The organism is Phenylobacterium sp. J426 (genome assembly GCF_024699945.1).
In the GTDB taxonomy this organism is placed as follows: Bacteria; Pseudomonadota; Alphaproteobacteria; order Caulobacterales; family Caulobacteraceae; genus Phenylobacterium.
Genome location: NZ_JAJOMY010000001.1, coordinates 115,269 through 128,402 on the forward strand (window position 1 = coordinate 115,269; position 13,134 = coordinate 128,402).

Here is a 13,134-nt window from a genome sequence, read left to right on the forward strand (position 1 = left end):
GAGGACCTTCTTAGTCGGCTTCGACGTACGGCGCGATGGTCGCCGAAAAGGCGGGCGGCGGCGCCGGCCGCCGCCCGAGGGGGGGAACGTCGTCAGAAGCCCTTGGTGATCGAGACCCCGTAGGTGCGGGGCTCGAGCAGGATGACATTGCGCAGCGCGCCGAGGTTCTCGTCGGCGATGTCGAAGCCCACGATGGTGTCGTCATCGAGCAGGTTCTTGGCGAACAGCTGAACCCTCAGGTTCGCCTCGGCGCGCTCGAAGTTGAGCGTCGCGTTGACGTTCTCCCAGGACCGGATGCGGTCGAAAGGATTGTTGTTGTAGCGCATGAAGCTCTCGGACTGACGGTAGTAGTCGCCGCGCAGCGTCGCGCCCCAGCCACCGGGCAACTCCCAGCTGTACTGGGGCCCAGGGCGACGGTCCATTTCGGCGCGCCGGGCAGCTTGTTGCCCTCCAGATCCTGGATCACACCCTCGCCCGCCCCGGTGGAATAGCGGGTCACGTTCGGATCGTAGGCGTAGACCCCGTTAGTCAATGCGCTGGCCGTGGCCGGCGCCACGCCCGCCGCCGTCAGCCGGGCCAGCATCGTCGCCGGGCCGCTGCAGGCCACGCCGGCCAGCACGGCCGCCCCGGCCGGATTGCGCAACAGGTTGGCCACGCCCTCGGCGTTGAGGATGCAGCCGCCGGTCGTGGCGTTGGCGTAGATGTACCGGGTGTCGCCGCGGGTCCGGTTGAAGGTGTCGACCACCCGGCCTTCGTCGATCCGGGTGTCGAGGTAGCCGATGTTGGCGTTCAGGCGCAGGTTTCTCACCGGCTCCCAGACGCTCTCCAGCTCGACGCCCTTGATCGTGGCGTCGATGTTCTCGTTGTAGATCGAGCGGTTCACGCTCCGGGCGATCTGATAGCCCTTGTAGTCATAGTAGAAGCCCGTGAGATTCAGGATCAGCGTTCCGTCCAGCAGGGTGTTCTTGGTGCCGATCTCGTAAGCGTTGACGAACTCCGGCTGGAAAGACTCGCGCAGTCCGAGCGCAACGACGCCGGGCGGGTTGAAGCCGCCGCCCTTGTAGCCCTTCGAATACGACGCATAGACGAGCGTGCTGTCGGTGAATGACAGGTCGGGCGACCAGTCGATGTTGAGCCGGCCGGTCGTCTCCTTGAAGCGCACGCGCTGCTCGGCTCCGAAGATCGGTCCTCGGCCGGGCGCCAGCAGCGTCGCGCCGGAGCCCCGGGTCTTCTTCTTGTCGTCCGTGTAGCGAAGGCCGCCGGTCACCCGCAGGGTCTCGGTGGCCTGCCAGTACAGTTCGCCGAACAGCGCCTTCGAGGTCAGGTCATACTCGGTGAGGCTGATGAAGTAGTTGTGGCCGGTGAAGTCGGGGTCGGCCAGCGGGTCGACGTAGGCGGTGGGGGCCAGAGTGCGGGCGGCGAGCGTCGTGACGTTCGACGCCGAATAGGTCGTGCTGCTTGAGCTGTAGTCGATATAGATGCCGCCCACGTTGAAGTTGATCGGGCCGTCGAAATCGGACTGCACCCGCAGTTCCTGGGTCCACTGCTCGTTGTGCCCGGCGCCGCCCGAGGCCGCTTCGAAGCGATCGGTGACGCCGAACTGCCCGTCGGTCAGGGTTCCGGTGGGCGTGAACCGCGTGACGCCGAACGGCGTCGGCGTGCGCAAGCCGCTTGAGTCGCCGCGCGAGTAGTTCTCGTTCTCCGTGTAGCTCGTGAGCGACGTCAGCGTCAGACCGGGCGTCGCGTCCCACGCGAGCTCCAGTTGGTAGATGTCGGTGCGGGGCCGATAGATCGGCCGGCCCGTCACCTCGACCTCACGAAGATTGCGCGACACCGACCCCCCGGCGTTGGGATCGGCGCTCCAGAGGCCGATCTGCCGGCCGAGGATGCCCGGGAAGGTCGCCAGCAGATTGGTCGCGTCATAGACGTCGTCGTCATAGACGGACGCCGGCAGGCAGCCCTGGCTGAGCGCCGCCTGGGCCACGCCTGTGGCGACGCCGCCAACGCTGGCCAGGCCGGGGTCACGCTTGCAGAGCGCCTTGCGCGCCCCGCGGGTGTCGTCCTCGGCGAACCCTTCCCACATCGCGGTGGCTCGGAAGGTCGAGCTCGGCTCGAAGGCGACCGTCGCTCGCCCGGCCCAGATCTGACGGCCATCCAGGCGCTGATCGTTGAGGGTGTTCTTCGTGTAGCCGGCGCGATCCAGGCCGAAGGCCGCCAGCCGCACGGCGAACATGTCGCCGATCGGGAGGTTGACGAAGCCCTGCGCGCGGATCGTGTCGTAGTTGGCCACCTCCGCGGTCACCGAAGCGGCGAAGTCATGGCCGGGCTTGTTGGTGATGACATTGACCACCCCGCCCGTCGCGTTGCGCCCGTACAGGGTCCCCTGCGGCCCGCGAAGCACCTCCACCCGCTGCACGTCGAAGAATTCCGCGTCTGCGATGCGGTTCGCCGTCAGTGGCGCGTTGTTCAGGTGCACGCCGACGCCATCGTCGCCGGTGCTCGCAATCAACTGGGCGCCGACCCCGCGGATCTGGAAGTTGGTCCGCAGCGATCGCCGCTGAAACGTCAGGTTCGGCACCGAATTCACCAGGTTGCCGACCCCGTCGATCCGCTGCGCCCGCAGCGCGTCCTCGCCGTAGGCCGAGACGGCGATCGGCACGTCCTGGATTGATTCCTCTCGCTTCTGGGCGGTGACGATCAGCTCGTCGACCAGACCGCCTGCCGCCTCCTGGGCGAAGGCCGGCGCGGCCAGCGCCAGAACGAAGAAAGACGCCGACGCCATGAGCGTGCGCTGCATTGAATCCCCCTATCGGTCCTTGTTGTTTCAGCGGCCGAAATGAGGTCATATTGGTTTGATCGTCAATACGGCTTGGCCAGAGCTCTCGTTCATATGGCGAGGCAGCCGACGTGCGATCCACTCAAGCTCCGGAAAATGGAGTGATTTCGGCTGGTGCTCATGTCAGCAACAATCCGGGAGGTCGAAATGCCATATGCCCACGGTCGGGTCGTCCACGACGCAGACAGCCACATCATGGAACCGCCAGGCTGGCTCACCCCCCCACGCCGATCCTCTGCTCGCCGAGCGCCTCACAGACCGGGCGACGCCGGAACGGATCCGTAGCCAGGTTGAGAAGGCCCGCGCGAGGCGGCTCGACCCCGACGCGGCGCGCGCGGCGGCCGAAGCGCCTATCGCCGGTCCGAAGGGATGGATCGCCTACGGGGCGTTCGATCCTGACGAACGGGCGGCCGTCCTCGACCAACTCGGATTCAACCGGCAACTGGTCTTCGCCACGAGCTCGCTCGGCGTCTTCCGCACCTCAAGCGACCCGGACGTCCTGTACGGGGGCGCACGCGCGCACAATCGCGCCATGGCCGCCTTCTGCCGCGACCCGCGTCTCGTGGGGGTCGCCTACACGCCGCTGGACGATCCGCAAAGGGCGCTGGAAACGGCGGCGGAGGCCATCGACCTGGGCTGCGGTGCGATCTGGGTGCCCTCCACCCCGGCGGGTCCACGCTCGCCCGGCCACCCCGACCTCGACCCCCTTCTGGCATCTGCTGGCCGACACCCGAACGCCTTTCATGTTGCACATCGGCCCGGGGTCCCGGGTGCTGCCGGCCGAGTACACGAACAACGGCAAGCCGCGCTCCCCCGACCTGCACGGGGGCGGCGAGAACCTCAGGTTCAAGGACTTCGTCGTGCTGCCGTTCTCCGCCCAGATGTTTCTCGCCGCCCTGATCTATGACGGCCTCTTCGACCGTGTTCCCGAACTGCGCGGCGGCGTCATCGAGTTCGGCGCGGCCTGGGTGCCCGGCTTCCTGCGCCAGCTCGATCACGGCCACCGCAGCTTCAGCCGCACCGACCCCCTGCTCCAGGCCATGGTCATGAAGCCGTCGGACTACATTCGCCGGCACGTGAAGTTCACACCGTTCCCGGGCGAGGACGCGGGCTGGCTGATACGCGAGGCAGGCAAGGAGCTGTTCCTGTTCTCCAGCGATTACCCGCACCCCGAGGGGACCAACGATCCGATCGGCCGGTTCGAGCGGACCTTCACAGGACTCGACGAGGACGCCAGGGACAGGTTCTATCGCCGCAACTTCGAAGAGATGATGGGCGCGCCGGCCGGCTGAGCCGCCCGCGCGGGGGATTGTTCAAGGGGGGAGCGGCGGGCGACCGGCAGGGGTCCGCCGCCAGTGTGTTCCATGCGTCAACGTCACGTCTTCGCCGCGCTTTCCGCGGTCCTTCTGGCCGCGTCCGCGGCCGCCTCGCAGGGCGTCGACGACCGTCGGCTCAGGGGCGCCGACCGAACCTCCGAATGGCTGGCCGCGGGCCGGACCTATTCCGAGCAGCGCTTCAGCCCGCTCGCGCAGGTCAACCGCGACACGGTGCAAGGGCTGGGCCTCGCCTGGTACGGCGACCTCGACACTGAGCGGGGCCAGGAGGCGACACCGATCGTCGTCGACGGCGTGCTCTATGTGACGACCGCCTGGAGCAAGGTGAAGGCCTTCGACGCGGCGACGGGCGAACCGCTCTGGACCTACGACCCCAAGGTGGACCCCCGCCGTAGCGCAGATCGCCTGCTGCGACGTGGTCAACCGGGGCGTCGCGGCCTGGAAGGGACGGCTCTACCTCGGCGCCCTCGACGGCCGTCTGATCGCCCTGGACGCCAGGACCGGGGCAGAGGTCTGGTCCGTTGCGACCGCGGACCCGACCAGGGCCTATACGATCACCGGCGCCCCCAGGATCGTGCGCGGCAAGGTGATCATCGGCAACGGCGGCGCCGAGTACGACGCCCGAGGCTATGTCACGGCCTACGACGCCGAGAGCGGCAAGCAGCTCTGGCGGTTCTATACGGTGCCGGGGAACCCTGCGGACGGCTTCGAGACACCCGAACTCGCGCGGGCGGCGAGGACCTGGAACGGAGAATGGTGGCGGCTGGGCGGCGGCGGCACCGTCTGGGACGGCATGGCCTACGACGTGGAAACCGGGCTCTTCTACATCGGCGTGGGAAACGGCACGCCCTGGAACCAGAGGTTCCGCAGCCCCGGCGGCGGCGACAACCTGTTCCTGTCCTCCATCGTGGCGCTTGATCCCGACACCGGCAGGTACCGCTGGCACTACCAGACCACGCCCGGCGAGACCTGGGACTACACGGCCGCCCAGCCGCTCATGGTGGCCACCATCCCCTGGCAGGGCCGCCCACGCCGGGTGGTCATGCAGGCGCCGAAGAACGGCTTCTTCTACGTCCTGGACGCCAGAACCGGGACGCTGCTCTCGGCGGAGAAGTTCGCGCCGGTCGACTGGGCCGAGCGGGTCGACATGAAGACCGGCCGGCCGGTCGAACGCGCGGCGGCGCGATACGACAAGACGGGCCAGCCCGTGATCATCTCGCCCGGGCCGCTCGGCGCCCATAACTGGCATCCGTGGTCCTACAGCCCGGTGACCGGCCTGGTCTATCTGCCGGTGACGGAGAACACCGGGCCCTACGGCAACACCACCGAACTCAAGGTCAACGCCCGCGGCTACAACACCGGCGTCGACGCCGCGGCCGCCCTGCCCCTTTACCGGGCGCCGGGCGCGCCCAAGGGGGCTATCACAAGCTATCTTCAGGCTTGGGACCCCGTGCGAGCCAAGGAAGCGTGGCGGGTCGAGAACGAGGTCTACGGCTCGAGCGGCCTGATGGCCACGGCGGGCGGGCTGGTCTTTTCCGGCGACCACGCCGGCGCCTTCTCCGCCTTCGACGCGGCGACTGGCCGGAAGCTGTGGTCGACGCCCGCGCAGGCGAAGATCGTCGCCGCGCCGATGTCGTACGAAGTCGCCGGAGAGCAGTACGTCGCGGTCCTGGCGGGCGCGCGCGGGCTGCCGGACGGCCAGGTCCGGACCAGCGCCCTCAGCGCCAACAACTCCCGCCTTCTCGTCTACAAGCTGGGCGCCCGCGCGCAGTTGCCGACGGCGCCGGTGACGGTGGCGCAGGAGAGCACCATCCTCAGCCGGCTCAATCCGCCGCTGCTGACCGGCACGAACGAGCAGGTGATCGACGGCCAGGCCAGCTACGCCCGCGTCTGCTCCGGCTGCCACGGCGCGGGCGGCGTCGCGGACAAGTCGATCCCCGACCTCCGCTATTCCACGACCTTGAACAGCCTGGCCGCCTGGAACGCAGTGGTGATCGATGGCGCGCGGGCGCCCCAGGGCATGGCGTCCTTCCGGAACGCGCTCGCGCCAGGCGAGGCGGAAAGCATCTGGCACTATGTGATCAGCGAAGCGAACAAGGCGAAGGCGGCGCAACGGCCGTGACGCGCGTCTGGAAAAGGACGCTGGTGGGCCCGGCAGGACTCGAACCTGCAACCAGACCGTTATGAGCGGCCGGCTCTAACCATTGAGCTACAGGCCCCAGCAGCGGAGGCGCCGGTTACCACGGGCTGCACGGACCTTAAAGCTTGCGTTCAGCTTCAGCTTGGGAGTTTCAGAGCCAAGGTCCGCTCCCCAGGACCAAGGAGACCCCGATGAAGACCCTGATGCGTGCGTCCGGCCTGGCTCTCGCGCTGGCCGCCTCGGCAGCGGCCCCCGCGGCCCTCGCCCAGACAGTCGCCCCCGCCGCGCCGCCGGCCGCCGACACCATGTTCCGCGCCACGACCCTCAACCTCTCCGCCTATGGCGAGACCAAGATCGCCCCCGACATGGCGATGATCACCCTGGGGGTCATGACCGAGGGCAAGACCGCCGCCGAGGCCATGCAGGCCAACGCCGCGCGGATGAACGCCGTCGTCGCCAGCCTCCGCAAGGCCGGCATTCCGGACCGTGACATCCAGACCTCGAACCTGAACCTGAGCCCGCAGTATCGCTATCAGGAGAACCAGCCCCCGCTGCTCATCGGCTACCAGGCGTCCAACAACGTCACCGTGACGGTCAACGACCTGAAGCGGCTCGGCCCCGCCGTCGACGCCACCGTCACCGCGGGCGCCAACCAGGTGCACGGCGTCAGCTTCGGGCTGAAGGATCCCACCACCGCCGAGAACGCCGCGCGTGAGGCGGCCGTGAAGGCGCTGGCCTCCAAGGCGGATCTCTACGCCCGGGCCACCGGTCATCGCGTGATGCGCCTCGTCAGCCTGAGCGAAGGCGGCGGCTACAGCGTTCCCCCGCCGATGCCGATGGCGGCCTATGCGGCCAAGCGCGAGATGGACGTCTCCGGCACCTCGATCTCGGGCGGCGAACTGAAGGTCCGCGTCGACATCAGTGGCCTCTACGAGCTTACTCGCTAGAGACCTTCGCGCGGCGGAAGGCGGCCTCCAGCCGATCGGCCATCATCCGGCCCGGGAAGCTGCGGTCGCCTTCCATCACCGCCGCATACACCTGGTCCTTGCCCGGGATCGGCGCTGCGGCCCAGCCGACGCCGCGAGATCGGTCGGCCAGGGTCGGACAGCTCAGGTAGCGGGGCCGCCCGTCCTTGCCGACGGCGTCGAGCAGGTCGCCGACGGTCATCTCGCCCGCGCCGTCGCAAGAGGTGTATCGCTTCGCGCACGTCGTGGCGGTGTTGTAGCGGTAAAGTGTGCGGCCGCCCGTCTCGGCGATCACCACGCAGGTGTTGGGATCGCCGATGGCCCGCGAGATGGCGGCGTCGAGCGCGTCCTTGTCCACGCCGGGCGGCGCGTCGGGCGCGCAACCGGAGAGAAGGCCGCCGACGAGCGCAGCGGCCGCGAGGGCCTTAAGCGGCTTTCTTGATCTCGTTGCCATCATCCAGGAGCACGACCGTCGGCGCATAGTTCCGAGCCTCCTCGGCCGGCAGCATGCCATAGGTCACGACGATGACCTTGTCGCCCTTCTGCACCAGGCGCGCGGCTGCGCCGTTCACGCCGATCACCTTGGACCCGCGCGGGGCCTCGATGGCGTAGGTGGTGAAGCGGGCGCCGGTCGTGATGTTCAGCACGTCGACCTGCTCGTGCGGGAGGATGCCCGAGGCGTCCAGCAGATCGCGGTCGATGGCGATGGAGCCTTCATAGTCCAGGTCGGCCTGGGTGACCGTGGCCCGGTGCAGCTTGGACTTCATCAAGGTGAGCAGCATGCGGTGATCGTCCTCGTCGAACGCTGTGAGCCGCGGGAGGCACACACAAAGCCCAAACCCGAACTGGGGCCCGCACTGAAGGCGACGCGCATATACGCACGAAGGCTCCGCCATTCAATGCCGCAATGCAGCGATAATGCCGCAGCGGAATGCAAGGACCGGAGCCCTTGCCCGGTAAGGCCTTGCCGGTAGCGCTCTCCTCGGCTGTTCGGCGTCGGCGCCGCGATTTCGGTGCGCTGCAGCACGGGCGCGGCCCTTCCGCAGGAGGCGCCCCCAGCGGTGCGCCTTGACGGACCCCGCGTCATCCGGGCGCTATGCCGGGTCGGCGAACAGGGAGGTCCGAATGGACGGCGCGCAGGTTCCGGGCGGCTTCGACCGCGAAGCTCTGGGGCAGGTCCCCACCGCCATGCAGGCGATGCTCGATCAGGGGGCGCTTTCGGGCATGGTCACCCTGGTGTGGCGTCGCGGCGAGGTCGTGCAGGTCAACGCGCTGGGGTATCGCGACCTGGCGGCCAAGGCGCCCATGCAGCGCGACACGCTCTTCCGCATCGCCTCCATGACCAAACCCGTCACCTCGGTGGCGACGATGATGCTGGTCGAAGAAGGCAAGCTGAAGCTCGACGATCCGATCACCCGCTGGATCCCCGAGTTGTCCCACATGCAGGTGCTGAAGGACGCCGCCGGTCCGCTGGACCAGACCTATCCCGCCCCGCGAGACATCACCGTCGAGGATCTTCTGACCCACCGCGCCGGGCTCGCCTACGCCTTCACGTCCGTCGGTCCGATCGCGCACGCTCACGAAAAGACCCTCGGTCCGCCGCTGGGCTATGGCGTCACCCCCGACTGGTGGCTGCAGAAGCTGGGCACGCTGCCGCTCAGCTACCCGCCGGGCGAGCGTTTCCACTACAGCCATGCCACGGAGGTGCTGGGCTTCCTCCTCGCCCGCCTCGAGGGCAAGACGCTTGGCGAGGTGCTGCGCGATCGCATCTTCGCCCCGCTGGGCATGCACGATACCGACTTCTGGATGCCGGCCGAGAAGGCCGACCGCATGGCCAAGCTGTACAAGGCGCCGGTCGACGGAGGCCCGCTGGAGGACGTGTCCTGGCCTGAGCCGCCTCAGCGGTTCGACTTCGAAGCCGGGGGCGGCGGCCTGATCTCCACCGCAGACGACTACCTCAAGTTCGCCCGCATGATGCTCGGCGGCGGCGAGGTCGACGGCGTGCGCCTGCTGAAGCCTGAGACCGTCGAACGGATGCGCGCGAACCGCCTTACCGAGGAACAGCGCAGCCACGGCTTCCTGGGCATGCCGTTCTGGCTCAGCCAGGGCTTCGGCCTTGGCGTGTCCATGATCCTGGACTCCGAGAAGCACCAGTGGATGGGCGCCGGCGGCGAAGGCGCTTTCGGCTGGCCCGGCGCCTTCGGCACCTGGTGGCAGGCGGATCCGACCGAGGACATGATCCTGATCTTCCTGATCCAGGATTCGATGCCGCTCGGTCCGGAGGCGGTCACCGCCATGCAGGGCCAGCGTCCCAGCGGCCGCCTGGCCCTGCCGGTGTTCCAGAAGGCGGTCTACGCGGCGCTGGGGAAGTAGAGCCTCAGGACCGGCGGGGCGCCACGCAGATCTGCCGCCCGGCCACCTTGTCGCCTTCGAGCGTGCCGTCGCGATAGCCATCCCGCCGCACGCGGTTCAGCGCGAGGTTCTCCGGCGGCGGCTTCTCGCCGGGGCCGCAGATCGGCACGCGCGTGCGCATGCCGCCCGCCGGGCAGCTGCAGATGAACTCGCTTTGGTCGACCCGGCTTGCCGGGACGTTGCAGCGGGCGGGGACCACGTCGCCGCTGACGTCGACGCACTGGATCGTCCAGCTGGGCTGGCGTTCGCTGGCGGGCTGGGCCTGTCCCGGCGCCTCCGCCGCGCCCCAAATGAGGACGGCCAGCGCGGCGATCGTGGGTACGCGCATGTCGGGGCTCCTTACCTATTCGGCGGATGATACGCGCAGCCGCCGCGTTCACCATGTCCTTCAGCAGGCGCTTAACGGCGTCTGCGGCAGTCTTGCGGCCATGGACGTGTTTTCCATCGCCAAGGGCGGTCTGGCCGCCGCGGAGCGCCGCTTCGAGACGGCGGCGTCCCGCGTCGCGCAGGCGGCGACCGACGAGCGCATCGACCTCGGCCATGAGATGGTCGAGATGATCCAGGCGAAACACCATGTCTCGGCCAACCTGAAGGTCATCCGGTTCGCCGACGAGATGTGGAAGTCGCTTCTCGAAATCCAGGTACGCTGAACCACGCCGGACGGTGGACGAACGGCCGCGCCGTGGCGCACAATGGCGCGTTCGCGCGGCGTCCAGGATCGCGCGCATCTCGGGGGAAATGCCGTGTTTCGTCTGTCCGCCATGGCCGCCGCGGCCCTGTTGCTCGCGGCCTGCCAGCCCAAGCCCGAGGCCCAGTACACTGGCCTCGACATGCAGGAGCTCATGGTTCACGTCGTGGATCCGGCGGCCTTCCAGTTCTGGCGCGGCTCGGGCTTCGAGCTCACGGAAGACGGCGAGCGCGACCTGTCGCCGACGACCGAGGAGGGCTGGAAGGTCGTCGAGGACGGCGCCGCCACCGTCGCCGAGGCCGGCAATCTGCTGATGCTCCCCCGGCCGCGCCCGCGAACCGCAGGCCGAGTGGAACAGGTACGCCAAGCTGATGACCCAGCGGGCGCTCGAGGCGAAGGCCGCCGCCGAGGCCAAGGACAGGCAGAAGGTGTTCGACACCGGCGGCCGCCTCTACGAGGTCTGCGTCGCCTGCCACGAAAAATACGTCATCGATCCGATGCTCGAAGCCGAGAAGAAGGCCGGCAAGTAGCCCGTACGAAAAAGGGGAGCCTCGCGGCTCCCCTCTCCGTATCCGGCCCAGATCGACGCCTAGCGCTCGCTGGCGTCGGCCCCGTCCTTCGGCGCGCCGGTGCCCGACGAGCCCATGAAGATCTTGCGGCCATCCGGGAAGGTCACGTCACGGCCATTGGCCTTGCACGCCGGCTTGCACAGCTTGTCCTTCGACTGATAGCCGCGGACCACGATCTCGGTGCCCGGCTTCAGCGAGTTGCGGTCAATGCCGGCGCGCAGCAGCGTGTTCGGCGTGCCGCCTTCCACCATCCAGGCGCCTTCGGCGTACTGGGCGTTGGTGTTGTTGATGTGCACCCAGGCGTGGGGATTGATCCACTCCACGCGGGTCACCTTGCCCCGCAGCAGGACGGGCGCCTTGCCGTCGAATTCCGCCGCGAAGGCGTGGTGCGCCACGGCCGCGCCGCCGGCGATCGCCCCGCCCATGACGGCGCCGACCACGGCCCCGATGATCCAGTTTTTCTTATCCATCTTGCGCCTCCAACGCCGGATGATCCTGTCGTCTCTTCCCTGACGGCTGCATGAACGGCCGCCCGGATATCTCTCTCGCCTACTTCAGCGGCTCTTTCCGCAGGTGGCCGTACATGAGCTCTTCCACGAACTCGACGCACTTGAACTGGTTCAGCCGCGCGTCCTCGCCGACCCGCTTGTAGAGGTTCATGCTCATCTTCCACGGACGGGTGAAAGTGTCCGGGTCGGTGATCGTCGCCTCGTAGCGCATGGTGTTCGGGCCGGTGGGCGTATAACGCTCAACCACCGTCATGTTGGCCGAGTGATGGTTGCCAGCGCGGTCGAACCATGTGCGGTCGTTCTGGCCGGTGACGGTGATGACGAGCGTGTCGCCTTCCCACTTGGCCACCGACTGGCCCATCCAGCTGTCCACCGGCGGCGGGCCCGGATCGTCGAACATCACGTTGCGCACCGCACCCGCATATTCGTAGGCGATCATCAGCGACTTGTCGGACTGGAAGATCTGGAACGGCAGGTGCATGTAGTTCGCCCGCGGCACGCCCGGCAGGTAGCACTTCACCTCGGGGTCGCGGTCCAGGTAGTTCGCGCGGTTCTCGTCCCGGATCTTCTTGGCGTCCGGCGTGTAGGGGATCTCGCCGCCTTCCACGACCCCCAGGCCGCCCGGCACGGCGCCGACGGCGCCGAGCGCCAGAACTTCCTTCGCCGGCACAGGGATGATCGGACCCGGCCGCATCTGCAGCGCGGCGCGGGCGGCATGCGGCTCGACGTCCCAGCCGGCCGAATTCATCACCTGCCACACGCCGTTCAGGTCCGGCAGCTTCGCGCCCGGCAGCCGCGGGGCCTTGTACGTGGCGGCCGCCTTCGCCTTCGGCTGGGCCATCGCGGCCGGGCCGCCCATCACCAGACCGGCCACTGCCAGCGCTGCTGCAATCCTGATCATGCTCTCGTTTCCCCCGTCGCCCGCTCGGTGACCCGGCGAAGCCTTCTTTGAATCAAGCCTAATCAACGTTCAGTCGCCGCGCCAGCTTACGCCTGCGCTTTGACACGATCGGCGGCGGCGAGTAGCGGACGGCATGGCCCTGCGAACGCTCTTCGTGACCCCGATCTACGAAGCCAGCCTTACAACAGACCGAAGCTTCGAAAATTTCAATGCCGAGATTTTCGACGCCTGTCAGATGCTGGCTCAAGAGGACGCCGCCGGGCGCGCCTGGTGCCGCGACCACGGCTATGGCGGCTACACGTCCTACGCCTCGCTCAACGATCTGCCCCAGCGTGTCAGCGCTTTCGCGGACCTGAAGACCAAGCTCGACCGCCACGCCAAGGCCTTCGCCCAGTCGCTGCACTTCGACCTCGGGAACGGCCGCCTGAAGCTCGACAGCCTGTGGGTCAATGTCCTGAAGCCGGGCGCCGCGCACAGCGGCCACATCCACCCGCACAGCGTGATTTCCGGCACCTACTATGTGGCGACCCCGCCGGGCGCGAGCGCGCTGAAGATCGAGGACCCCCGGCTGCCGCTGATGATGGCCGCGCCGCCTCGCCGGAGCGATGCGCCCGAGGGCGCGCAGCCCTTCGTCTATCTGCAGCCGGAGCCCGGCACGATCTACATGTGGGAGAGCTGGCTGCGGCACGAGGTGCCCGCCAACCGCGCGAAGAGCCCGCGGGTCTCGGTGAGTTTCAACTATGGTTGGCGCTGAGGTCACGCGGCCAGCTTAGCCGGCCG

Annotated in this window: 14 protein-coding genes, 1 tRNA gene and 1 pseudogene; 8 read left to right on the plus strand and 8 right to left on the minus strand. The window is 68.3% G+C overall.

Going from position 1 to position 13,134, the window contains the following annotated elements; translation table 11 throughout:
- Positions 1-92: 92 nt before the first annotated feature.
- Positions 93-326, minus strand: a complete 234-nt coding sequence (locus tag LRS10_RS00570; protein WP_374569289.1) for a hypothetical protein — start codon at positions 324-326, stop codon at positions 93-95.
- Entirely contained in the window at positions 236-2,797 is a 2,562-nt protein-coding gene (locus LRS10_RS00575; RefSeq protein ID WP_374569291.1) for a TonB-dependent receptor, read from the minus strand. The genes LRS10_RS00570 and LRS10_RS00575 overlap by 91 nt, the downstream gene beginning before the upstream one ends.
- Before the next feature lie 140 nt (positions 2,798-2,937).
- Here LRS10_RS00575 and LRS10_RS00580 point away from each other — a divergent pair, with 140 nt between their 5' ends.
- From LRS10_RS00580 to LRS10_RS00585, 3 genes and pseudogenes are all read left to right on the plus strand, one after another.
- Entirely contained in the window at positions 2,938-4,128 is a 1,191-nt protein-coding gene (locus LRS10_RS00580) for an amidohydrolase family protein (protein ID WP_257835547.1), read from the plus strand.
- 72 nt (positions 4,129-4,200) lie between these two features.
- Positions 4,201-4,509 (plus strand): annotated as a pseudogene (locus tag LRS10_RS24750) (PQQ-dependent dehydrogenase, methanol/ethanol family); the annotation flags it as partial.
- 76 nt (positions 4,510-4,585) lie between these two features.
- On the plus strand, positions 4,586-6,292 hold the full coding sequence (locus tag LRS10_RS00585) for a PQQ-binding-like beta-propeller repeat protein (protein ID WP_374569294.1): 1,707 nt from the start codon (positions 4,586-4,588) through the stop codon (positions 6,290-6,292).
- Positions 6,293-6,313: 21 nt separating this feature from the next.
- Here LRS10_RS00585 and LRS10_RS00595 read toward each other — a convergent pair.
- Positions 6,314-6,389, minus strand: a tRNA-Ile gene (locus tag LRS10_RS00595).
- Between the two features lie 112 nt (positions 6,390-6,501).
- Between LRS10_RS00595 and LRS10_RS00600 the strand changes: the two genes are divergently transcribed.
- Positions 6,502-7,257: an SIMPL domain-containing protein gene (locus LRS10_RS00600; protein WP_257835548.1), complete on the plus strand. Its 756-nt coding sequence runs from the start codon at positions 6,502-6,504 to the stop codon at positions 7,255-7,257.
- Here the strand turns inward: LRS10_RS00600 and LRS10_RS00605 are convergent.
- Together LRS10_RS00605 and panD are read right to left on the minus strand one after the other, a co-directional pair.
- Positions 7,247-7,633, minus strand: coding sequence for a hypothetical protein (locus tag LRS10_RS00605; protein WP_257835549.1), 387 nt, complete (start codon positions 7,631-7,633; stop codon positions 7,247-7,249). The genes LRS10_RS00600 and LRS10_RS00605 overlap by 11 nt on opposite strands.
- A 67-nt stretch (positions 7,634-7,700) precedes the next feature.
- On the minus strand, positions 7,701-8,057 hold the full coding sequence (gene panD / locus LRS10_RS00610) for an aspartate 1-decarboxylase (protein WP_257835550.1): 357 nt from the start codon (positions 8,055-8,057) through the stop codon (positions 7,701-7,703).
- Positions 8,058-8,400: 343 nt separating this feature from the next.
- On the opposite strand from panD, the gene LRS10_RS00615 reads away from it, so the two are divergent.
- On the plus strand, positions 8,401-9,648 hold the full coding sequence (locus LRS10_RS00615) for a serine hydrolase (protein WP_257835551.1): 1,248 nt from the start codon (positions 8,401-8,403) through the stop codon (positions 9,646-9,648).
- Positions 9,649-9,652: 4 nt separating this feature from the next.
- Here LRS10_RS00615 and LRS10_RS00620 read toward each other — a convergent pair whose 3' ends face one another.
- On the minus strand, positions 9,653-10,015 hold the full coding sequence (locus LRS10_RS00620; protein ID WP_257835552.1) for a hypothetical protein: 363 nt from the start codon (positions 10,013-10,015) through the stop codon (positions 9,653-9,655).
- Here LRS10_RS00620 and LRS10_RS00625 point away from each other — a divergent pair.
- Positions 10,014-10,337 (plus strand): flagellar basal body rod C-terminal domain-containing protein, encoded by a 324-nt coding sequence (locus LRS10_RS00625; RefSeq protein WP_257835553.1) that lies wholly within the window; start codon positions 10,014-10,016, stop codon positions 10,335-10,337. The two genes, LRS10_RS00620 and LRS10_RS00625, sit on opposite strands and share 2 nt — an antisense overlap.
- A 409-nt stretch (positions 10,338-10,746) precedes the next feature.
- Complete coding sequence (locus LRS10_RS00630; RefSeq protein ID WP_257835554.1) at positions 10,747-10,905, plus strand: hypothetical protein; 159 nt, start codon at positions 10,747-10,749, stop codon at positions 10,903-10,905.
- A 59-nt stretch (positions 10,906-10,964) separates the two neighbouring features.
- Here LRS10_RS00630 and LRS10_RS00635 read toward each other — a convergent pair whose 3' ends face one another.
- Both LRS10_RS00635 and LRS10_RS00640 read right to left on the minus strand, forming a co-directional pair.
- Positions 10,965-11,414, minus strand: a complete 450-nt coding sequence (locus tag LRS10_RS00635) for a DUF6152 family protein (RefSeq protein WP_257835555.1) — start codon at positions 11,412-11,414, stop codon at positions 10,965-10,967.
- A gap of 79 nt (positions 11,415-11,493) precedes the next feature.
- Positions 11,494-12,354: a hypothetical protein gene (locus LRS10_RS00640; RefSeq protein ID WP_257835556.1), complete on the minus strand. Its 861-nt coding sequence runs from the start codon at positions 12,352-12,354 to the stop codon at positions 11,494-11,496.
- A gap of 133 nt (positions 12,355-12,487) precedes the next feature.
- On the opposite strand from LRS10_RS00640, the gene LRS10_RS00645 reads away from it, so the two are divergent.
- Positions 12,488-13,108 carry a TIGR02466 family protein gene (locus LRS10_RS00645; protein WP_257835557.1) on the plus strand — a complete coding sequence of 207 codons (621 nt, stop codon included), beginning with the start codon at positions 12,488-12,490 and terminating at the stop codon, positions 13,106-13,108.
- The last annotated feature ends 26 nt before the right edge of the window (positions 13,109-13,134 follow it).